Consider the following 21,656-nt stretch of genomic DNA (forward strand, 5'->3'; position numbering starts at 1 on the left):
TCGTCAAGAACTTTTAAGGAACATTTGAGAACATTTTGGAACACACGGGATTTATGATAGTGTTTCAGTACCTTAGCGCTGCACTTGTAGGGTGGGTTTAAACCCACCCTACCCGGCCGACAGCAGCCGGATCGCCTTGTCCTGCTCCATCAGGAACAAAAGCTGACGCAGCGCATCGCCACGTTCGGTCTTGAGATTCGCATCACGGCTTAGCAGCAAACGCGCATCATCCTGCGCCACCTGCATAAGCCCCGCCTGATTTTCCAGATCCGCCACGCGGAACCTCGGCAGGCCGGATTGCTGAACCCCCAGCACGTCGCCCGCGCCGCGCAGTTTCAGATCCGTCTCGGCGATGCGAAACCCGTCCTCAGTCTCGCGCATCACTTCAAGCCTTGCACGGGCGGTTTCGCCCAGTGGCGGATCATAAAGCAGCATACAGGTCGATTTTTCCGTGCCGCGCCCCACACGCCCCCGCAACTGGTGCAACTGGGCCAGCCCGAAATGCTGCGCCGCCTCGATCACCATAATTGAGGCATTGGGCACATCCACGCCAACCTCGATCACCGTGGTTGCCACCAGAAGCTTGGTGCGCCCGGCGGCGAAATCCGCCATGGCCGCATCTTTCTGCGATGGTGGCATCTGGCCATGAACCAGCCCGACAGCCTCTTCCCCTAAGGCAGCGCGCAACGCCTTGAAGCGTTCTTCGGCCGCAGCCATGGCCACGACCTCGCTTTCCTCGACCAGAGGGCACACCCAATAGGCCTGACGGCCCGCTGCGATGGCCTTGCCCAAGCGGTCCACAACCTGGCTGAGCCGGTCGGACGAGACCATAACGGTTTCGATCGGTTGCCGCCCGGGGGGCTTTTCGTCCAGCACGCTGAGGTCCAGATCGCCGTAATGGGCCAGCTCCAGGGACCGCGGGATCGGTGTTGCTGTCATCACCAGCACATCGACCCGCGCGCCCTTGGCGCTTAGCCCCAGCCGTTGGCGGACACCGAAGCGGTGCTGCTCGTCCACGATCCCCAGCCGCAGGTCGGCAAAGGCGACATCGTCGGAAAACAGCGCATGGGTGCCGACCACAAGCTGCGCGGTGCCGTCCGCGATGCGGGCGAGCTTGGCCGCCCGCTCTGCCCCGGTATCGCGCCCGGTCAAAAGCTCAATCCGCACGCCTGCGGTGTCGGCCAGCGGTTGCAAACCGGCGTAATGCTGCCGCGCCAGAATTTCTGTCGGGGCCATCATCGCCGCCTGCCCGCCTGCCTCGACCGCGTTCAGCATGGCCATCAGCGCCACCAGCGTCTTACCCGCGCCGACATCACCTTGCAGCAGGCGGTGCATGCGCTGATCGCTGGCCATGTCCGTGATGATCTCCTGGACGGACCGGGTCTGCGCATCGGTGGGCGAGAACGGCAGGGCGTCCAGTACGGCCTGTCGCAAGCTGCCGTCGCCGACCGTAGGACGACCAATCCGCTTTTTCTCCTGCGCGCGGGCCAGGGCCAGAGTCATCTGATGGGCCAGAAACTCGTCATAGGCCAGCCGCAGCCGGGCCGGGCTGTTGGCTGAGACCTCTGCCATGCCGCGCGGGTTATGCGCCTGCCGTAGGCAGGTTTGCCAGTCATGCCATTTCTCGCGCTTCAGGATGCTGGGCTCGATCCATTCTTCCAGATCCGGCAGATCGTCCAGCACAGCGCCGATGGCTTTGGTCATGACCTTCTGGGTCACGCCTGCGGTCAGTGGATAGACCGGCTCGAACTCTGGCAACGTGTCGGCCTCGGCCACGCTCAGGATGTGGTCGGGATGCACCATCTGAGCCAGACCGTCGAAGAGTTCCGCCTTGCCCGACACCACTCGCCGCTGGCCGGCGGGCAGCTGTTTGCGCAGCCAATCCTCGCGCGCATGGAAAAAGACCAGCTGAAACTCGGTCTCTGCGTCGCGGACCATGACGCGATAGGGGCGGCCCCGGGCCTTGGGGGGCTGGTGCAGGCCGATCTCAACCTCCAGCGTGACCACGGCAGGCAGGGGGGCACCGTTGATTGTATGGCGCGGGCGGCGGTCGATCACGGAATGCGGCAGGGTCGTCAGCAGGTCGAGCGGTTTTTCGATCCCGGCTTTGACCAGCGCCTCGGCCGTTTTTGGGCCGATGCCGGGCAGTTTTGCCAGATCGCCAAACAGCGGAAACAGGATATGGGGCCGGGTGCTCATGCGTGTATTTGACGGCGCGGGGGGCGCGGGATCAACCCACCAATGCGCGCCAGTCTTCTTCGGTCATGACCTCGATCCCAAGATCTTCGGCTTTCTTCAGCTTTGATCCGGCCCCAGGACCAGCCACCAGAATATCCGTCCGCGCCGAGACCGAGCCAGAGACTTTGGCCCCCAGTGCCTCGGCCTGTGCCTTGGCTTCGGCGCGGCTCATGGTTTCAAGGGTGCCGGTAAAGACCACGGTTTTGCCCGCCACGGGGCTGTCGGTGGCGGCGGCCTTTGCCTCCTGGACCTGCAGATGGGCCAGCAGGCGGTCGACGGCATCGCGGCTTTGCTGTTGGTGAAAGAAATCGACCAATGCGCCGGCCATCACGGTGCCGACGCCGTCGATGTCGTTCAATGCCTCCCATTCCGGGCCGGTATGGTCCTGCGCTGCGGCCATGGCGGTGCTAAGCGTGTCCCAGTTCAGGTAATGCCGGGCCAGAAGGGCGGCGGTGCTTTCGCCGACATGGCGAATGCCTAGGGCGAAAATCAGGCGGGCCAGCGGAATGTTGCGCCGCTCGTCAATCGCGGCAAAGAGGTTCTGGGCAGAGCGGTCGCCCCAGCCCTCTAGGTTCTGGACCTGCTGCGCCTGCCCGGCGCCATAGCGGTCTTTCAGGGTGAAAATCTCTGCGGGTTCCTTCACCCAACCCATTTTGTAGAAGGCTTCGATCTGTTTGGCACCCAGCCCTTCGATATCAAAAGCCGCGCGGGAGACGAAGTGTTTCAGCCGTTCCACCGCTTGTGCGGGGCAGGTCAGCTCGCCGGTGCAGCGGGCCACCGCCTCCCCCTCGGGGCGGATGACGTCAGAGCCGCATTCGGGGCATGTCGTTGGAAAGACGTAGGGTTTTGCGTCCGCAGGGCGGCGCGACAGGTCGACATCCTTGACTTTGGGGATTACATCGCCAGCGCGATAGATGGTGACCCAGTCACCGGCGCGGATATCGCGGCCCTCGCGGATGGGCATGCCGTTGCTGTCGCGCCCGGCGATGTAATCCGCGTTGTGCAGCGTGGCGTTAGACACCACGACCCCGCCCACCGTGACCGGTGTCAGCCGCGCCACCGGGGACAATGCGCCGGTGCGTCCGACCTGAATTTCGATTTCTTCGAGTTGGGTGACGGCCTCTTCGGCGGGGAATTTATGGGCGATGGCCCAGCGCGGCGTGGTGGAGCGGAAGCCGAGCCGCGCCTGATAGCCAAGGTCATCCACCTTGTAGACCACGCCGTCGATATCATAGCCCAGCGTCGCGCGATCGGCCATGATCTGGGCGTAATGGGCCAGCATCGCGGCGGGGTTGGCGCATAGGGCGGTGCGGTCGTTGATCTGAAAGCCCAGCGTGCACAGACGGTCCAACGCGCCTTTCTGCGTTTCAGCCAGCGGGTCCGAGGTTACGCCCCAGGCATAGGCAAAGAATTGCAGCGGGCGGGTGGCGGTGACTTTGGCGTCAAGCTGGCGCAGGGACCCTGCGGCGGCGTTGCGCGGGTTGGCGAATGTTTTTGCGTTGGCGGCCTCCTGCCGGGCATTGAGATCGGCAAAGGCGGCGTGGCTCATATAGACCTCGCCCCGGACCTCAAGGATATCCGGTGCGCCGGTCAATTCGGTCGGGATATCATCGACGGTGCGGGCGTTGGCAGTGACGTCCTCACCTTCGGTACCGTCGCCACGGGTGGCGGCATAGACAAGTTTGCCATGCTCATAGCGCAGCGAGAGCGACAGGCCGTCGATCTTGGGTTCAGCGGTGTAAGCCAGCGCGGCGTCATCCGGCAGATCAAGATACCGCCGGATCCCGGCGTCGAAATCAGTGACATCGGCATCGTCAAACGCATTGGAAAGCGACAGCATCCGCTGTTCGTGCTGTATCTTGCCAAAGCCCCGCGCCGGGGCATAGCCGACCTGTTCGCTGGGGCTGTCATCCCGTTTCAGGGCGGGAAAGCGCGCCTCGATCGCTGCATTGCGCCGTTTCAGGGCGTCATAATCAGCGTCTGATATCTCGGGCGCATCTGCGCCGTGATAGGCTTGGTTGGCGGCTGTCAGAACCTCTGCCAGTCGGGCCAGTTCCTGCGTGGCCTCAGCCTCAGTCAACAGGTCAACGGATTTGCTGGTCATGGCATCCTCTGAAGGGGTCGCGTCCCTTGAGGATTTAATGTGTTTTGCACGAAAGCAGAAGCGTCCGTTTCAGGATATCTTTGATGCGATCAAAAAATCACCGATCTGTTTGCTGAATAGCGACGTGCATTGGCAGGACACGCCTTGCCAGCCAATGTCTGAGCGGCCTGAAATGATCAGGCCCCAACAGCCATCTTTGTGTTATCCTCAACCACCGGATCGCGCAGCACATAGCCGCGGCCCCAGACGGTTTCGATATAGTTGTCGCCGCCCGTCGCCTCGGAGAGTTTCTTGCGCAGCTTGCAGATGAAAACGTCGATGATCTTCAATTCCGGCTCGTCCATGCCGCCATAAAGATGGTTCAGGAACATTTCCTTGGTCAGGGTCGTGCCCTTGCGCAGGCTGAGCAGTTCCAGCATCTGATATTCCTTGCCGGTCAGATGCACGGGATGGCCGTCAACCTCCACCGTTTTGGCGTCGAGATTGACCTTGAACTTGCCGGTTTCGATCACCGATTGCGCATGCCCCTTGGAGCGGCGCACGATGGCATGAATGCGGGCGATCAACTCCTCCCGGTGGAAGGGCTTGGTCATGTAATCATCTGCGCCAAAGCCGAAGCCCTTGATCTTGTTTTCCGTGTCATCAAGACCGGACAGGATCAGAATAGGCGTTTCGATCTTTGACATGCGCAACTGGCGCAGAACCTCATGCCCGGTCATATCGGGCAGGTTCAGGTCCAGCAGGATCAGATCATAGTCATAAAGGCGGGCCAGATCGATGCCTTCTTCGCCAAGGTCGGTTGCGTAGACATTCAGGTTCACACTCGACAGCATCATTTCGATGCTTTTCGATGTCGTTCGATCATCCTCGACCAGTAAAACGCGCATTTCAACCTCCGGCAAACAGATTACATTCGTTCCGCCCCCCGTCTTATGCAGTAATGGTTAACCCCGAGTTACCACGTTAAACCGTTCTAAGGTTTCTCGTTAAAGTTGTCTATACCTTTGCACGGCTGTCGCCTTGAGCGCACCGGTGCCATGGGTTTGCATCGCGATCCGCCAGCTGTGCAGTTCCTCAGACGAGAGGCCATACATTTCGCAGGCCTCTTCCTCCTGCAGCAGGCCGGCATTGACCGCGTTGACAACAACGGCCTTGCGCCGGGCAACCCAGCGGCGCGTATTCTTTGGTGGCAGATCAGCACGCGACATCTTGGTTCCATCTGGCATGGTCACAAAGACCGGTCCCTTGTTTTTCCTGACATACATGGTTCAGGTCCCCTTTCCTCACTTCACCCAAGGCGTAGGAATAGGGGGCAGGTCTTAAGGTCGGGTGAAACCTTGGCTTGAGAAAAGCGCAAGTTTTACTATATCTCTCGACAACTTTCGGAGACCAACGATGACCCAGACCGCACCAGCGCCCGTGCTGAACACCCTCGGCTTTGCCAAACCGCCCGCAGAAACGCGGGTTCTGGTGGCGATGTCGGGCGGCGTGGATTCGTCGGTTGTCGCCGCCATGCTGGCGCGCGAGGGCTATGATGTGGTTGGCATCACGCTGCAGCTTTATGACCATGGGGCGGCACTGGCGAAGAAAGGGGCGTGCTGTGCCGGGCGTGACATTCACGATGCCCGCCGCGTGGCCGAGGAAATGGGGTTCCCACATTACGTGCTGGATTACGAGAATCGCTTTAAGGAAAGCGTGATTGATGAGTTCGCTGATGCGTATCTGGCCGGGGCAACGCCAATCCCCTGCATTCGCTGCAACGAACGGGTGAAATTCCGCGATCTGCTGGAGACGGCCAAGGATCTGGATGCCGACTGCATGGCGACAGGTCATTACATCCAGCGGTTTGATGGCCCGAATGGTGCTGAGCTGCACCGTGCGGCCGACCCTGATCGGGATCAGTCCTATTTCCTGTTCTCGACAACGCCGGAACAGCTGGATTACCTGCGCTTCCCCCTTGGCCATCTGAAATCCAAGGAAGAGACGCGCGCGCTGGCGCGGGAGTTCGGGCTGATCGTGGCGGACAAACCCGACAGTCAGGATATCTGCTTTGTGCCCAACGGGTCTTATGCCTCGGTGATCGAGAAACTGCGGCCCGGCGCTGCGGAACCGGGCGATATCGTGCATCAGGATGGCCGGGTACTTGGCCAGCATGAGGGCGTGATCCACTACACGATCGGGCAGCGGCGTGGCCTGGGCATTGGCGGCGGAGAGCCGCTTTATGTTGTGAAGCTGGATGCGGATACGCGACAGGTGATTGTCGGGCCGCGCGACACGCTGGCTGTGGCGCAATTTGCAATCAAGGAAATCAACTGGCTGGGCGATGGTGATCTGTCTGCCGCGTCAGATGGCATTGACCTTATGGTCAAGGTCCGCTCTGCACGGCGCCCGCGCGAAGCCCGCCTTTTTGCGCGCGATAACGGCAGGTCAGTCGTCGAACTGCTGGCCCCAGAAGAGGGGGTCGCCCCTGGCCAGGCTTGTGTATTCTACGCGCCAGAGGGCAGCCGGGTGCTGGGCGGCGGCTGGATCACGGCAGGCTGAGATCAGGGGCGGCGAAACTCCGCCCCTTTGCGCATCGCGTTGCTTTGAAAGTTAAAATGATCGCCGCACATACTTAAACAGGGATTCGTGTTACCCTTATTTCAGGAGCATCATGCGAAAAACCTGAATCATCCAACGCTGCCTGAAATCACAGATTTCAACGCGTTAGATGGTGCGTGATGTTTAAGGTGTTTCGCGAGATGCTTTAGGATCAACCTATCTCATGTTGTGGGTCTGTTGCTTGCATGAATGAACTTCTGACAGCCCTTGCGGATATATCCGCAGTGCCGAAGCATTGGCCGATCTTTGTGATCGCACTGCCGGACGCTGATCTGCGGCGCGCCACGATACGCCAGCAGCTGGAGGCGCTGAACCTTCCTTTCAGCTTCGTCGATGCCATCGACGGGCGCGAGGCCCTTCCCCCCGAATACGAAGCACTGGTTGACCGGGAGGGAACCGTCAAAGCGCTTCGCCGACCGATGGCAGATGCGGAATATGCCTGCGCCCTGTCTCATCGTCTGATCTATCAGAAGATTGTAAGCGAAAACCTACCGGGTGCGGTCATTCTTGAAGATGATACCCTTGTCGGCCCACCATTCGCCGAATTCATGAGGGACGGCCATTATCTTGGCGAACATGTCATACAGCTGTTCCATTTGGGGGGACGGGCCTATCGCTTTGCGCGGCACAAGCCGGTTTTTGATCAGTATTCGCTGATCCTTCGCATTGGAAATGCCTGGGGGGCACTCGGCTATTCGATCTCGCACACCGGCGCGCAGTTTCTGCTTGATCGCGGATATCCGCTATGCCGCCCTGCGGACTGGCCCTGTGATATGGCCCCGCTGCACCCGAAACTCGCGGTACCCCATATTGTTGGCCATCCGCCGATCAAAGTGAATTCCTATCTCGAACCCGGCCGAGCGCAGCTTTATTTTGCCAAACCGCCGCACCTGGCACGGGTGCTGCGATTTTTCACGGCCCGCTACTGGCAGCGGGTCTGGTTCAAATGCGCCACGCGCAAGCTGACCTAAAGCGTCTCGCGCAACACCTTAGACACCACGCATCATCGGCAGCGTCAGATGATTCAGGTTTTCCGCATGATGCTCTAAGTAAAGACCTGCGCAGGCGTGATTTTCCGCTTTCCCTCCGCTGCTGCATGTGCAGATGTTGAGAAAGGTTCAATAAGGGGATGACCAGCATGATCGATGATGTTCTGAAACAGGCCGATGACGGTATCGAGGCCTCGGTAAACCGGCTGTTTGAGCTGCTGCGCATCCCCTCGGTCTCAACCGACCCTGCCTTTGCGAAGGATTGCACAGCGGCGGCGGACTGGCTGGTTGCAGAACTGTCCGCCCTTGGGTTCGATGCCTCGCGCCGCGATACGACCGGCCACCCCATGGTGGTCGCGCATCACCGGGGCGAGGGGCCGCATCTGCTGTTCTATGGCCACTATGACGTGCAACCCGCCGATCCGCTGGACCTGTGGGATCGTGATCCGTTTGATCCGGCACTTGAGGATACACCCCAGGGCAAGGTGATCCGCGCCCGCGGGGCGTCCGATGACAAAGGCCAGCTGATGACCTTCGTCGAGGCTTTCCGCGCCTTCAAAGCCGCCACCGGCACGCTGCCAGGCAATATCACGCTGCTGTTCGAAGGAGAGGAGGAAACCGGCTCACCCTCCCTTATACCTTTCCTGAAAGACAATGCAGAGGAGTTACGCGCCGATCTGGCCATGATTTGCGACACCGGCATGTTCGATGCCGAAACACCGGCCATCACAACCCTGCTGCGCGGACTTGTGGGCGAAGAGTTCACCATTCACGCCGCCGACAGAGATTTGCATTCGGGCATGTATGGCGGACCGGCCATGAACCCGATCCGGGTGCTGACAAAGCTGCTGGCCGGTCTGCATGACGAAACCGGCCGTATCACACTGCCTGGCTTTTATGAGGGCGTGCCGGAACTGCCCGATGACATCCGCGCCTCATGGGCGGCGCTTGGATTTGATGAAAAGGGCTTTCTGGGGGATGTGGGCCTGTCGGTGCCCGCAGGAGAAACCGGGTTCTCAGCGCTGGAACAGATCTGGGCCCGCCCGACCTGCGATGTCAACGGCATCTGGGGTGGCTATACCGGTGCCGGCTTCAAAACCGTGCTGCCCGCCGAAGCCTCCGCCAAGGTCAGCTTCCGGCTGGTCGGGGATCAGAACGCCGAGGCGATCCAGCAAAGCTTCCGTGATTACATCCAAAGCAACCTTCCCGAGGACTGCACAGTCAGTTTCCGCTCAAAAGACGCCTCAGGCGCGACAACCCTGCCCTATGACGCGCCGGAATTCAGCAAGGCACAAAATGCCCTGACCGACGAATGGGACAAGCAGGCCGTCTTTGTCGGGTGTGGCGGTTCGATCCCGATCGTCGGTCATTTCCGCACCTATCTGGGCATGGAATCGATGATGATCGGCTTCGGCCTCGACAGTGATAGTATCCATTCACCAAATGAGAAATACGACCTCAGAAGCTTTCACAAAGGCATCCGAAGCTGGATTCGGATCATCGACAAACTGACATCCTGATCTGGGAATGGCCCCTTCGGGCCATGCCTCCGGCGGGGATATTTCTAGAACAATGAAGGGAAGGTGCCGCACCCATCTTCACTGTTCTTCAAATATCCGCCCCCGGCAGGGCCGCCCCGGAGGGGGCCGCCGGCAGGCTCGGGCCGAAGGCCACAGACTGTCTTGCCGCCGTCAGGCGGCGCATTTGGATCAGGCGGTGTCGGTGGGTGGCGTGAACCCGGCCTCGGACATCAGGCGATCCGAGGCCGTTTCGACCCGCGTCTCAAGTTCCGTCATAAAGGTGTCAACATCAAGGCCCGGTTCAATGGTGTCAAGATACTCGATCACCGCCAGGCCCGGGCGTTTCAGGATCGCGCGTCGTCCCCAGAAGACCCCGACATTTGTGGCCGCGGGGATGCAAGGCAGGCCCATGCGCTTGTAGATGACCCCTGCTCCGACCTTATAGGGCAGTTTTGCGCCGGGGGCGGTGCGGGTGCCTTGCGGGTAGATCACCAGTTGTTTGGCACCGTCACGCTCTTTCTCGACATGGCTGACCATGTCTTTTACAGCCACACCGCGTTTGCCGCGGGCAACCGGCGTGGTGCCGATGCGCAGGGTGTAGAAGCCGAAGATCGGAATCCATTTCAACTCCTGTTTCATGACGAATTGCGCCTGGGTCAGCACCTTGAAGTGGATCATGATATCCATAAATGACTGGTGTTTGGAGGCGATCAGCACCTCACCTGTTGGCACCGGACCGCGCACTTCCCAACGGATGCCCAGCATAACCCGTGACAGAAACAGCACCGAATTGGCGTAGAGCTTCATCACCCGGTAGGTATGCGCGCGCGAGATCAGGGCGTAGGGCAGGGCGACGGTGCCAAGCAGCAGCATCCAGCCATAGATAAAGATATCGAACAGGATCGAGCGGATCAGTAGCATCAGTGCAATTCCATCAGGTCAGACGGGACAGGGTCACCCGCGCGGACCGGCGGGTGGCAACGAAGGCGATGATGCCCGCGAATACCGGGATCAACAGGATCAAAATCCAGCCAAGCGGGCCTGGCAGCAAGGGTGCGATTGCCCCGGTTCCGGCCAGCACCAAGAGCAGCATCACCGCAATTCCAGCCAGAACACCCACCGCCGCCCCGGCGGCACCGCGAAGTGTAAAGCGGCGGACAAATGCTCGCGCGATGAAATCATCCTGCGCGCCCAGCAGGCGAAGGGTTTCGATCACGCGTTCATTCGCCGCCAGCGCGGCCGAGGCCGCCAGGGTGATAATTGAGGCCATCACAAAGGCGGTAATGACAAGGGCAAGCCAGCCGATCCAGCCCAGCCGCCCCGCTGCCCCGGCCACTTTGTCCTGCAGGTCCGAGCGAGGCACGAACACAGCACGCGGCAACTCTCCCTCCAGCCGCAAGCGAAGGCTTTCTGCGTCAAAGCTTGCATCAGTGCGCAGTTCGACCAGACGCGGTAGCGACAGGGCCTCGACCGGGAAATCCGGGCCGAGCCAGGGTTCCAGCAGGGCGCGTTGGCGCGCGGGGCCAATCTCTTGCACATTCGTGACACCGGGTGTTGTGTCCAGAACCGTCAACAGCTTTGCCAGATCCGTATCGTTGGCCGCAGGCAGTTCCACTGTTGCCACACCGCTCAGCGCATCCTGCCAATGCCCGGCAATCCGTGATGCGCTGAGCGCCAGCAGCACCGCAAGCACTGCCAGAAAGCCCATCGCCGCGGCGGCAAAGATGGTCAGCCGGGCGGTCCCGCCGCTGGGGGGGACAACCTGATCAGCGGCAACATCTCCGCGCAGAAGGGTGGTGATCTCTGCCATCCGCATCACAAATCCGCCCCCGCCTGGACCAGCTTACCCTGCGCGATGCGCAACACACGGGCCGCCACCTGCGCCTTGGCCGAACGGATCAGGTCCAGATCATGTGTCGCGATAATAACGGTGCGGCCCATTCGGTTGAGTTCCACCAACAGGCCCAGCAATTGCAGGCCCATGTCGCGGTCGACATTGCCAGTCGGCTCGTCTGCGATCACCAGCTCTGGCGACAGGATCACTGCGCGCGCCAGGGCTGCGCGTTGCAATTCGCCGCCCGAAAGCTCTGGCGGGAAGGCCTCGGCGCGGTCGGTCAGGGCCACCCATGTCATCAACTCGCCCACATTCTGCAAATGCTGCGGTGTCCGCCGCCCGGCGATATCCAGTGGAAGGGCGACGTTTTGCTCTACCGTCAGGTGGTCCAGAAACTGGCAATTCTGCTGCACGACACCGATCCGGCGCCGCAGCATGGCCACCGCTTCACGGTCCATCCGGGCGGTATCTGTGTCAAAAAACCGCGCAGCGCCGCCGGAGATTCGCAAATCCAGATAGCAGAGTTTCAGAAACGTCGTCTTGCCGGACCCAGATGGCCCGGTCAAAAAATAGAACCCGCCCGGTTCCAGCGAAAGTGTCATGTCGCTGAGGATCGGTGTCGACCCATAGCCGAAACTGGCCCCCTCGAACGCGATCAATTCTGTATCCCCCTGCTTCATACTGCGACAATCGCAGAGCCACAGCCCAAGCTCAACCTAATAAGGATAGCTTGCAAGCCGCGCCGGAGTCGCTAAAACTGACCTAAGATGCTGCAGGTGACCGCGAACAGGTCTGCAATTGCCGCAATAAAGGAAAGCTTGATGCGTATTATCTGTCCTAACTGTTCTGCACAATACGACGTGGATGCGTCACTATTCCCCGAAGCGGGGCGCGAGGTGCAGTGCGCGCAGTGCGAAACCAAATGGGTACAGTATCCCGCCCCGCCGGAGCCGATGCCGCTGACCCAGCCGGTTGCCGCACCGTCGGCTCGTTTGCCGCAGTCAGAGCGTGATGCCATTCGGGCCGCTGTACAGGACGAGATGGATATCTCTGGTCAGGAGGCACAGCAGCAGAAGGCAGAGGAAGAGGACCTGATGGCCTCGCTTCGCCAGCAGTTGGCCGAAGATGATACGGATTACGACAACGTGCCCGATGATGACCGGGTATCGGGGCGTCGGTCGGTTTCGCGGGCTGCGGATATCGCAGGTGTAGCCGTTGAGCAGGAAGAGCCCCAAGGGGGCGGTATTTTTGCTGCTGCAAAGCCTGCCCAGGAAAAGGAAAAGGCCAAGCCAAACGCGTTGGCCGCTGCTTTGCAGGAATATGAGCGTGAACGCGGTCCCCGTCGTGGTGGACGGGCCGGGTTCCTGTTTGCCATTCTGCTCTGCGGTTTGGCCGCTGGTGCTTACTTCGGCCGCAACCATATCGCCACCCATTACCCACCGGCCAAGCCCTATCTAGAAGAATACGTACGCGTAGTTGATCTGAGCCGTGACAAGGTGGTCGAGGTTTGGTCCAATACCACAGCCTTCCTGACCGAGAAAATCGACGCAGCCATGGCACCGGACGAAACTGCGTCGGAGTGATGGGTGAAGGCGGGCATCCGCTTACTCGATGACCGGAAGTGCGCCAGAACTGACCGTTCTGGCATTACACGGATCAGGGCAGGATGAGACCTCGCTCGCTGGTTTTGCCCGCCAGATCGCGCCGGATGCCAATCTGCTGTCACCAAGAGGTCTGTTTTCTGACGGCAGGGGCTACACATTCTTTCGACGAGGTGCTGACCGATCTATTGACACGGTTCAGGTCCTGCGCATCGCAAGGGATTGGCTGAACCGCGATATAGAACTTCCGGCCGCTGGGCGAACTGGCGCATTGCTCGTCGGCTACTCAAGCGGTGCTGTCTTTGCCGAGGCGTTGCTGGCCGAAGCCCCGACACAGTTCTCTGGCGCGATCTTGTTACGCCCTGAACCGTTGGCCGCAGACTTTTGCTTTCCTCAAATGGACAACAAGCCGGTACTGATCCTTGCCGGTCAGAAAGACGAACGGCGCAAACCGGAACATGGGCGGCGATTGGCCGAACAGTTCCGATCTGCTGGTGCATGTGTGACGTACCATATGCTGGATTGTGGCCATGGCTGGGCCAGCGAGGATCAGGATCTATGTTTGGCGCAAAGCTGGTTGAAGCGGAGCTATAACGGCGCGCGAAATATCTAAAATGTCAGCTATCTCGCAGGACGGCCTAGGCCGGGAGTTCGGACGCCTCAGTTATACCGGCAGCGTCGGTACGGACGGCCCACTTTACATGCTTGCCCCAACGGTCCTGCTTGTTGAGTTCGACAGTGCCTCTCGCAACAAGGATATCCGGCGCAGAACCGGGGATCGTATCGTCAACGAATACGACTACCTGCATGCCTTCGGTCACCTGATGTTCTTGGCCGTGTCTGTCGATAGCAATATCTGTCCGGGAAAACAGGACGGTGTCGTGGCCCAGCATCTCGTTAAAATCCACATGGAAGGCCGGTAGCATTATCGCATGTCTCGTGAAGTTGTGCCGCGTTTGAAGGTGTATCTCATTGCTGGTTACCGATGTGGCGAAGCCACACCAGCGTAGCTGAGTTATGCAGTCGTCAGAACCGGTCCAGCAGGCGTTTTAGATAATCCAGTTCCTCGGTCGGGCGGGTCTGGTCGGAGGAGCGGCGGCGGATTTCGTCGAACAGGCGGCGGGCGCGTTCCATGGCGTCGGCGTCGGGCACCATCTCCTGGTCGGTCTGCATAGAGCCGCGGCTGCCGCTGGGACGGCCAAGCGGATCGCGGTTGTCATTGGCGGCACTATCGCCGCGGTCATTGCCTTGGCCCTGATCCTGTTGGGCCTGACGGCGCAACTCATCCGATAGGCCGCGCATGCCTTCGCGCAAAGCGTCCATCGCATCGGCCTGCCGATCAAGCGCGCCGGGAAGGTCACCATCGTCGAGGTTTCGCTGCGCCTCGCGCATCTGACGCTCGGCCTCTTCAAGAGCGCGGCGAGCGGCGTCACCTTCCTCGGTCGTGGAGCCGGGCAGGCCGTCGCGCAATTCGCTAAGCATCTGGCGCAGGGCGCCCTGACGGCGGGCAAGTTCATTGGCATCGGGCGTCTGACCAGGACCGGCCTGGCCGCGATCCCGCTGACCGGGGCGCGTGGGGTCTTCGCCTGGCCGGCTCTGCTGACCTTGCTGGCCTTGCTGCTGACCCTGGGGGCCTGATTGCTGCTGGCCTTGCTGACCCTGCTGCTGTTGTTGGCCTTGCTGCTGTTGGCCCTGTTGTTGTTGGCCTTGCTGTTGCTGACCCTGCTGTTGTTGTTCCTGAAACTGGCGTTGCAGTTCCTGGAACGATTCATCGGCCAAGTCCTGTTGCTGGCGCAGGGTGTCCTGAAGCTCCTCCAGAGACTGCTCCCCCTCCTGCCCCGGCTGATTTGGACCCTCGACCATCTGCATGTTTTCCATCATTTCCATGAGCTGGCGCAGCAATTCTTCGGCTTCCTGGGTCTGGCCGTTTTCGGCCAGTTCCTGGATGCGGTCCATCATCTCCTGGATCTGATCCTGAGTGATCTCGGTCCCTTCAAAATTCTCGGCCGACTGCATCTGGCCATTTTCGCGCTGCTCTTGCGCCAGCTGCCGCATATAGTCACGCGTCGCCTCGCGCAGTTCTTCCATAAGCTCGGCGATTTCTTCTTCGGTTGCGCCGTTTTCCAGCGCATCGGCCAGCCGTTCCTGCGCCCGGCGCAGACGCTCGCGCGCATCGGCCAGCGAGCCATCCTCGATCAGCAAGGCAACCTGCCAAAGCATCTCGGCCACGTCATCGCGTTCTTCGGCGCTTAGGCCATCCTCGGCAGCATAGCCCAACCGGCGCAGTGCCATGCGGGTCATCAGATACGCCGTTTTTGAGGTAAACACATCATCCGGGCGATGTGTGATCACGCGCAGCATTTGCGACACATGATCCGCGTTTTCCCGGGACCAGAGCAGGTTGCGGCGCTGTTCCAGAACCGCCTTGGCCAGCGGGGAAAAGAAACGGCGGCCCGGCAGGATCACCGTTTGATCCGTCTGCATGCCGTGCTGTCCGGCGGCATCATAGACATCAAGGATCAGGCGTACCGGCAGACCGGCCCACGGATGCTTGGTCAGGTTCTCGACAAGCACTTCTTCAAAGTCATCCACCTCACCGGACAGCGGCAATGGCAGATCCAGCACCAGGGCTTCGCGTGGTTCCGGCGTGGCTTCCAAACCGAAGCGGCGATCCAGATCTTCCATATCCAGTTCAATGGTGACGGAGCCACCGGCGATGCCGTAATCATCCTTGGCGTGGAAGGTCAGCTCCATCTCGCCAGTGACGGCGCGGTCCAGCGGCTGGGACAACTCGACCGTGGGCGGCTGATCCTCGGTCACGGTGACGTCCCACTCAATCTCGGTGCCGAGGCCTGCTTTCAATCCGAAGGCACCGCTTTGGCGGACCTCAAACTCAGCGCTGCGAATGCCCTCAGCGGCCTGTTCCAGCGCGGTTTCCTTCTGTGAAACGCTTTCGCTCAGGCGGAACTGGTCCTCAACGCCGTAAACCCGTACGGTGACCTGCGTACCAACGGGCAGCACCAGATCTGACCCGGCTTCGCCATCAAGATAGATCGTCGGCTTACCAGTATAGGCGGGCGGATTGGCCCAGGCTTCGTAGCTGGGTCCGGTCGCAACCTCCAGCGTGGGATCCGTGCGCAGCGCATCTTCCAGGGTCGGGCTGGAATTGCTCCAGGAAAACAAGGCGGCGGCCATGACGGCCACAAGTGCCATCAGGCGCAGGCCCCACCGATCCACAAAGGCAAGTCGCAGGTCAGGCCAGCCGGCCCGGGCTGACTTGGATGCCTCAGCCATGCGTTCCAGATGTCGCGCCCAAACGCGCACCGCACCGGGATCACGAGCGTTCAACGCCTGACTGTCGCCCAGGGCCTGCAACGGACGGCCAGGCAGCTTGTCATCAAGCCGACGGATCGCGTCCTCTTTGGTTGGCCAGGCAAACCCTTTGTAGCCCTTCCAGAACAGCCCTGCGGCCAGCACAACAGCGGCAAGGATCACCAGTTGCAGCGCAAAGGGCGGAAGATGCTGCGGCAAACCAAAGGCAAAGGCCGCCAACGCGACCAGCAGCACAGTCCAGAGCGGCCAGAACGCACGCACCAGCCTTTCCGCCGCGATCCCGATACGGGTCGTGCGAATATGCCCTGACAACGCCTTTTCAGCCGCTTTCAGGCGAAGTTCATCGCGGAGTTTATCTGCGCTGCGCAATCCGTCGCCTTTTGTTAGGGGAGGTATCGGGCAGGCCCCGAGTCACTCCATCCAAGGGGGTATCGTATCGCGCGAAATCATTTCGTCAAAGCTCGGACGTGCGCGAACCACGGCAAATTGATCATCTTTCACCAGAATTTCGGGAATAAGTGGCCGGGAATTGTATTCCGAGGCCATCACAGCGCCATAAGCGCCCGCCGAACGAAAGGCGATCAGGTCCCCGGCCGAGGCCGGTGGCATGTCGCGTCGCTTTGCAAATGTGTCACCGGATTCGCAAACCGGGCCGACGATATCGATCGGGGCCAGATCGACACCTGCTGCGGGTTCGATGACCGGGACGATGTCGTGATACGCCTCGTACATTGCGGGGCGGATCAGGTCATTCATCGCAGCATCCAGGATCAGGAAATCCCGTCCCTCTCCCTGCTTGAAATAGATGACCGAGGTGACCAGCAGCCCGGCATTTCCGGCCACCAGCCGCCCGGGTTCGATCTCAATCTCGCAGCCCAGATGGCCGACGGTGCGGCGGATCACCTCGCCATAGTCTTTGGGCAGGGGCGGCATAACGTTGGAGCGGGCATAGGGAATGCCCAGACCACCACCGAGATCGAGCCGCTGAATGCTGTGCCCATCAGCGCGCAATGCCTCTGTCAGGTCGGCGACCTTGCGAAATGCGGCCTCATAAGGGGCCAGGTCGGTCAGTTGGCTGCCGATATGAACGTCGATGCCAACAACCTGGATCCCCGGCAGGCTGGCGGCTTGCGCGTAAACCTCGCGGGCGCGGGCGATTGGGATGCCGAATTTGTTCTCGGACTTGCCGGTTGCGATCTTTTCGTGGGTTTTTGCGTCTACATCCGGGTTGACGCGCACGGTGATCGGGGCGGTTTTCCCCAGCGATGTGGCGGTTTCAGACAGCGCCAGCAATTCCGGCTCGCTTTCGACATTAAACTGGCGAATGCCGCGTTCCAGCACATACGCCATCTCATCCCGGGTTTTGCCGACCCCGGAGAAAACAATCTTGTCGGCAGGCACGCCTGCGGCCACCGCGCGGCGATACTCACCGCCCGAAACCACATCCATCCCGGCCCCAAGACCAGCCATCACCTTTAGCACGGCCTGATTGGAATTCGCCTTCATCGCATAGCAAATCAGATGATCCATGCTGGCCAATGCCTCTTCGAAGACGTGATAATGTCGGGCCAGTGTGGCGGTGGAATAGACATAGAACGGTGTCCCCACCTCTGCCGCGATTTGTGGCAGGGGGACATCCTCGGCATGCAGGATGCCATCGCGATACAAAAAGTGATCCATCAGGTCAGGGGCCTTGAACGCAGGAAAAGGTAAAGCGGCAGACCACAGCTGACGCCGATGCAAAACGTGGCGGGTATGGCGATCAGGGGCAGCAGATCCTTGCGCACGCCAAGTTCGGCCAGGATAAACACGGTCAGCGCGATAGCGGCAATGGTCAGGTCCCAGGTCAAGCCCCGTGTCGCGTCATTGGCGGCCCAGGCATCTATCATTGCGGAAAGCGACCAGCCATTCGCCTGAAACCACGAGACAAAGAAATACATCGGCACAACCGTACCGATCACCGTCAGGATCAGATATAGACCTCTAAGTCTGGACATGATGGGCAACCCTGTCCCCGCTAAAACCTTGGGCAATATAGATGGGAGTTGCGGACTTGCAACCAATGCCAATGCTGCACCGCCTTTTGATCGCCGCAACCGGCGCATTGGCAGGCGGGACGGTGTTGCTGCGCCTGGTGTCTGCCATGTCCACTGCAGCACATCCGCTGGATGGCTTTATTTTGGTGTTCAGCTTTTTCACCAACTGGTCCAACGCTGCAGTTGCGCTGATCTGCCTGTATGTGGCCGCAGGCGGGCGCTGGACCAGGGCCCGGATTGATCTGATATCCGCAGTGACCGTTATGATCGTTCTGGTTGGGCTTGCCTATCACCTGCTGTTGAATGGTGCGATACAGTTCGATTCCCTGAATTACCGGATCGAAACGATCCTGCACTACATCGTGCCAACCGCCGTTTTGGGCCTGTGGATATGGTGCGTGCCGAAAGGGCACCTGTCCCTGCTACGCCCGTTTGTCTGGCTTTGTTTTCCCGCCATTTATCTGGTTATGGCGCTGATTGGCGCAATGCTCAGCGAACGAAGCCCCTACTATTTTCTGGATATCATGCGGGCCGGGATTGGCGGCGTTCTTCCGTATATCGGCGTATTGCTGCTTACCATCTTGTCAGTCGCCTATTGTTTGATTGCGGCTGATCGCATTTTGGCAAAGCGAGCAGAGTTATCATCACACCCCACGACAAATTGATATCGCAGCGGCCATTCCTTCCCGATATGTTCCAAGGGCAGGACATATCAGGCTGGGCAGAATATGAGACTTAAACATATCGCCGCTATATTGTTTTCGGCCGCTGCTTTGGCACAAGGCGCGCTGGCGCAGTCCAATCCTTTTGAGCAGCTAACGCCAGAGGCGCGTTTTCTGGTCGAGTTGCCTGAGGGCGTTGAAGCCAAGCCGGATACCGCAACACTAACAATCGGGGCGGAGCTTAATAATGGCGAGAAGGTCGCTCATGTCTCACAGCTCGTACATAAGGCTGAAGAGCGCAGGCACCCCTGGGCCTTTGCGATCACGCCAGAGGATCTGGCCGAAATCGAAAAGGTCCTGGCACAGACAGAGGCCTGGAAGGCAGAGGGTCTGCACGGGACCAGCTTAATCAATATGTATGTCTCGATCTGTCGAACAGAAGATACGCTGCCCGATGGCCTTAAGGTTTATTTTGGCATGATACAGGAGGATGATCCGGACAGCGTGATCGTCTTTGGGGGGATGACTATTACGGGCCCCGACGCAGAGCCTGTTTTTGTAGAAAACGGCATCAAGCCCTGCCCAACTGACAGTTAAAGCGGTCTACGCGTCCTGATCGGCTGGCGGGTCCTGAACTGGTAGGGGGTCGCCTTTCAGGCCGCAGGCGCCAAGGGCCAGCAGGATCAACAGTGTTCTCATAGCTTTGCCTTCCAGTCTGCGGCCCGTGCGCGGACCTGATCCGGGGCCGTTCCGCCAAAGCTTTGGCGCGAGGCGACGGAATTGTCGACACCAAGGACCGAGTAAACCTCCTGCGTGATCCCGTCATGCCCCGTCTGCAATTCAGCCAGCGTCAGGTCCGGCAGATCGCAGCCCTTATCCTCGGCCAGTTTCACAAGCGCACCGGTAACGTGATGGGCATCGCGGAAGGGCAGGCCCAGTTCGCGCACCAGCCAGTCAGCCAGATCAGTCGCGGTGGAAAAGCCCGAAGCGGCGGCAGCGCGCAGCGCATCCTTGTTAGGTTCCATATCGCCAACCATACCGGTCATGGCCGCCAGTGCCAGCATCAGGCTGTCGGCGGCGTCAAAGACCTGTTCCTTGTCTTCCTGCATGTCTTTGGAATAGGCCAGCGGCAGCCCCTTCATCACCGTCAGCAGGCCCACCAATGCCCCGTTGATCCGGCCCACCTTGGCCCGGATCAGTTCGGCAGCGTCCGGGTTCTTCTTTTGCGGCATAATGGACGAGCCGGTGGAGAACCGGTCCGACAATGTGACAAAGCGGAACTGGGCAGAGGACCAGACAACCAGCTCTTCGGCAAAGCGGCTTAGATGCGTGGCACAGATGGAGGCGCAGGACAGAAATTCCAGCGCGAAATCGCGGTCGCTGACCGCGTCCAGCGAATTGGCCATGGGCCGGTCAAAGCCGAGGGCTTTGGCCGTCATCTCCCGATCGATGGCAAAGCCGGTGCCTGCCAGCGCGGCCGCGCCAAGGGGGCTTTCGTTCATTCGCGCGCGCGCGTCCTCCACCCGGGACAGATCGCGGGCAAACATCTCAACATAGGCCAGCATGTGGTGGCCCCAGGTCACCGGTTGCGCGGTCTGCAAATGGGTAAAGCCCGGCATCACCAGATCAGCCCCGGCCTCGGCCTGACCGATCAGGGCGGTCATCAGTGCCCTTAGCCCCGCAGCAACCGCATCGCATTGGTCCCGGACCCAAAGGCGGAAATCAGTGGCCACCTGATCGTTCCGGCTGCGCCCGGTATGCAAACGGCCTGCCGGTTCGCCGATCAGCTCTTTCAGCCGCGCCTCCACATTCATGTGAATGTCTTCCAGCGCTGTCGAGAATTGAAATGTTCCCGCCTCAATCTCTGACAAGACCGTGAGCAGCCCTTCCCGGATCGCCTTGGCGTCGCTATCACTGATGATGCCACAGGCGGCCAGCATCGCCGCGTGGGCGCGGCTGCCTTCGATGTCCTGTGCTGCCAGACGCTGATCGAAACTGATGGAGGCATTGATCGCCTCCATGATCGCGTCGGGGCCTGCGGCAAACCGCCCGCCCCACATCTTGTTGCTGCTGTCGTTTGTCATGATATGCGTTCCGAAATCCGTTGACGGAGGCCCAAGTATGAAACCGATCCTCACCGCCCTGCTATACGCGGGCCTTGTGCTGGGCGCAAACCCCGTGCAGGCCGAGCCGCTTGATGAGGCGACGCGTGCCGCCCTGACCGAGATGCGCGCCGGCGATATGCGCAAGCTGGTGATCGCCGCCAGCCCGGTGCAGCGCGGCGCGGTCACCTATCTGACCGAGGACGGGACAGAGGTGACGCTTGCAGATAGCAACGACAAGCTGCGGATCGTCAATTTCTGGGCGACATGGTGCGCCCCCTGCCGCCAGGAAAAACCATCGCTTGATGCCTTGCAGGCGCAACTGGGCGGCGCGGATTTCGAGGTGATTGCCATCGCCACCGGGCGCAACACCGAGGCGAACCTGAAACGCTTCAAGGACGAGGTTGGGGTCAAACATCTGACCACCTATCTTGACCCAAAAAGCAAAGCGGCCCGCGCTATGGCGGTTCTGGGCCTGCCGGTATCCGTGATCCTGGACCGCGACGGCAACGAAATCGCCCGCCTGACCGGCGGGGCCGACTGGACCAGCGAAAGTGCGTTGGGGATTATGAAACGGTTGATTGAAAGGGGTGGGTCCTAGCCGTCATTGGCGGATACGCTCTTGGCGGCATCGCT

Annotated in this window: 20 protein-coding genes; 9 read left to right on the forward strand and 11 right to left on the reverse strand. The window is 60.4% G+C overall.

Annotation, left to right across the window (positions count from 1 at the left end):
- Positions 1-108: 108 nt before the first annotated feature.
- The 4 genes from recG to sciP all read right to left on the reverse strand — a co-directional run bounded on the left by recG (position 109) and on the right by sciP (position 5,607).
- The gene (gene recG / locus ACW9UQ_RS01200) at positions 109-2,199 is read right to left on the reverse strand and encodes an ATP-dependent DNA helicase RecG (protein WP_458929164.1); all 2,091 of its coding nucleotides are present in this window, start codon (positions 2,197-2,199) and stop codon (positions 109-111) included.
- Between the two features lie 31 nt (positions 2,200-2,230).
- Positions 2,231-4,342 (reverse strand): NAD-dependent DNA ligase LigA, encoded by a 2,112-nt coding sequence (gene ligA, locus ACW9UQ_RS01205; protein ID WP_458929165.1) that lies wholly within the window; start codon positions 4,340-4,342, stop codon positions 2,231-2,233.
- A gap of 176 nt (positions 4,343-4,518) precedes the next feature.
- The gene (gene ctrA, locus ACW9UQ_RS01210; RefSeq protein WP_458929166.1) at positions 4,519-5,229 is read right to left on the reverse strand and encodes a response regulator transcription factor CtrA; all 711 of its coding nucleotides are present in this window, start codon (positions 5,227-5,229) and stop codon (positions 4,519-4,521) included.
- Between the two features lie 99 nt (positions 5,230-5,328).
- Positions 5,329-5,607 (reverse strand): CtrA inhibitor SciP, encoded by a 279-nt coding sequence (gene sciP / locus ACW9UQ_RS01215; RefSeq protein WP_458929167.1) that lies wholly within the window; start codon positions 5,605-5,607, stop codon positions 5,329-5,331.
- A gap of 130 nt (positions 5,608-5,737) precedes the next feature.
- Between sciP and mnmA the strand changes: the two genes are divergently transcribed.
- From mnmA to ACW9UQ_RS01230, 3 genes are all read left to right on the forward strand, one after another.
- Positions 5,738-6,883 carry a tRNA 2-thiouridine(34) synthase MnmA gene (gene mnmA / locus ACW9UQ_RS01220; protein ID WP_458929168.1) on the forward strand — a complete coding sequence of 382 codons (1,146 nt, stop codon included), beginning with the start codon at positions 5,738-5,740 and terminating at the stop codon, positions 6,881-6,883.
- A gap of 245 nt (positions 6,884-7,128) precedes the next feature.
- Positions 7,129-7,914 carry a glycosyltransferase family 25 protein gene (locus ACW9UQ_RS01225; protein WP_458929169.1) on the forward strand — a complete coding sequence of 262 codons (786 nt, stop codon included), beginning with the start codon at positions 7,129-7,131 and terminating at the stop codon, positions 7,912-7,914.
- A 167-nt stretch (positions 7,915-8,081) separates the two neighbouring features.
- Positions 8,082-9,452 (forward strand): dipeptidase, encoded by a 1,371-nt coding sequence (locus ACW9UQ_RS01230; protein ID WP_458929170.1) that lies wholly within the window; start codon positions 8,082-8,084, stop codon positions 9,450-9,452.
- Positions 9,453-9,641: 189 nt separating this feature from the next.
- Here ACW9UQ_RS01230 and ACW9UQ_RS01235 read toward each other — a convergent pair whose 3' ends face one another.
- Genes ACW9UQ_RS01235 through ACW9UQ_RS01245 form a run of 3 tightly spaced genes read right to left on the reverse strand, consistent with a single transcriptional unit; the run spans position 9,642 to position 11,945 of the window.
- Positions 9,642-10,373 carry a lysophospholipid acyltransferase family protein gene (locus tag ACW9UQ_RS01235; RefSeq protein ID WP_458929171.1) on the reverse strand — a complete coding sequence of 244 codons (732 nt, stop codon included), beginning with the start codon at positions 10,371-10,373 and terminating at the stop codon, positions 9,642-9,644.
- A gap of 13 nt (positions 10,374-10,386) precedes the next feature.
- Positions 10,387-11,262 carry a cell division protein FtsX gene (locus tag ACW9UQ_RS01240; RefSeq protein ID WP_458929172.1) on the reverse strand — a complete coding sequence of 292 codons (876 nt, stop codon included), beginning with the start codon at positions 11,260-11,262 and terminating at the stop codon, positions 10,387-10,389.
- 5 nt (positions 11,263-11,267) lie between these two features.
- Entirely contained in the window at positions 11,268-11,945 is a 678-nt protein-coding gene (locus tag ACW9UQ_RS01245) for a cell division ATP-binding protein FtsE (RefSeq protein WP_458929173.1), read from the reverse strand.
- 162 nt (positions 11,946-12,107) lie between these two features.
- On the opposite strand from ACW9UQ_RS01245, the gene ACW9UQ_RS01250 reads away from it, so the two are divergent.
- The 3 genes from ACW9UQ_RS01250 to ACW9UQ_RS01260 are packed head-to-tail and all read left to right on the forward strand — an operon-like array spanning position 12,108 to position 13,810.
- Positions 12,108-12,869, forward strand: a complete 762-nt coding sequence (locus tag ACW9UQ_RS01250) for a zinc-ribbon domain-containing protein (RefSeq protein WP_458929174.1) — start codon at positions 12,108-12,110, stop codon at positions 12,867-12,869.
- Between the two features lie 28 nt (positions 12,870-12,897).
- Positions 12,898-13,500 carry an alpha/beta hydrolase gene (locus ACW9UQ_RS01255; RefSeq protein WP_458929175.1) on the forward strand — a complete coding sequence of 201 codons (603 nt, stop codon included), beginning with the start codon at positions 12,898-12,900 and terminating at the stop codon, positions 13,498-13,500.
- A 1-nt stretch (position 13,501) separates the two neighbouring features.
- A complete protein-coding gene (locus ACW9UQ_RS01260) occupies positions 13,502-13,810 on the forward strand; it encodes a hypothetical protein (protein WP_458929176.1) in 309 nt (102 codons plus the stop codon).
- Positions 13,811-13,913: 103 nt separating this feature from the next.
- Here the strand turns inward: ACW9UQ_RS01260 and ACW9UQ_RS01265 are convergent, their stop codons facing one another.
- Genes ACW9UQ_RS01265 through ACW9UQ_RS01275 form a run of 3 tightly spaced genes read right to left on the reverse strand, consistent with a single transcriptional unit; the run spans position 13,914 to position 18,217 of the window.
- The gene (locus tag ACW9UQ_RS01265; protein WP_458929177.1) at positions 13,914-16,589 is read right to left on the reverse strand and encodes a DUF4175 domain-containing protein; all 2,676 of its coding nucleotides are present in this window, start codon (positions 16,587-16,589) and stop codon (positions 13,914-13,916) included.
- Between the two features lie 42 nt (positions 16,590-16,631).
- Positions 16,632-17,900, reverse strand: a complete 1,269-nt coding sequence (gene lysA, locus ACW9UQ_RS01270) for a diaminopimelate decarboxylase (protein WP_458929178.1) — start codon at positions 17,898-17,900, stop codon at positions 16,632-16,634.
- Positions 17,900-18,217, reverse strand: a complete 318-nt coding sequence (locus tag ACW9UQ_RS01275; RefSeq protein ID WP_458929179.1) for a DUF2834 domain-containing protein — start codon at positions 18,215-18,217, stop codon at positions 17,900-17,902. The genes lysA and ACW9UQ_RS01275 overlap by 1 nt, the downstream gene beginning before the upstream one ends.
- Positions 18,218-18,258: 41 nt before the next feature.
- Here ACW9UQ_RS01275 and ACW9UQ_RS01280 point away from each other — a divergent pair, with 41 nt between their 5' ends.
- Together ACW9UQ_RS01280 and ACW9UQ_RS01285 are read left to right on the forward strand one after the other, a co-directional pair.
- Positions 18,259-18,921, forward strand: a complete 663-nt coding sequence (locus ACW9UQ_RS01280; protein WP_458929180.1) for a Pr6Pr family membrane protein — start codon at positions 18,259-18,261, stop codon at positions 18,919-18,921.
- A gap of 63 nt (positions 18,922-18,984) precedes the next feature.
- Positions 18,985-19,515, forward strand: coding sequence for a hypothetical protein (locus ACW9UQ_RS01285; RefSeq protein ID WP_458929181.1), 531 nt, complete (start codon positions 18,985-18,987; stop codon positions 19,513-19,515).
- A 98-nt stretch (positions 19,516-19,613) separates the two neighbouring features.
- Here ACW9UQ_RS01285 and argH read toward each other — a convergent pair whose 3' ends face one another.
- Complete coding sequence (argH, locus tag ACW9UQ_RS01290; RefSeq protein ID WP_458929182.1) at positions 19,614-21,002, reverse strand: argininosuccinate lyase; 1,389 nt, start codon at positions 21,000-21,002, stop codon at positions 19,614-19,616.
- Between the two features lie 37 nt (positions 21,003-21,039).
- Here argH and ACW9UQ_RS01295 point away from each other — a divergent pair, with 37 nt between their 5' ends.
- Positions 21,040-21,621, forward strand: a complete 582-nt coding sequence (locus ACW9UQ_RS01295) for a TlpA disulfide reductase family protein (protein WP_458929183.1) — start codon at positions 21,040-21,042, stop codon at positions 21,619-21,621.
- Positions 21,622-21,656: the final 35 nt, after the last annotated feature.

The sequence above is a fragment of the Halovulum sp. GXIMD14793 genome (assembly GCF_054457435.1).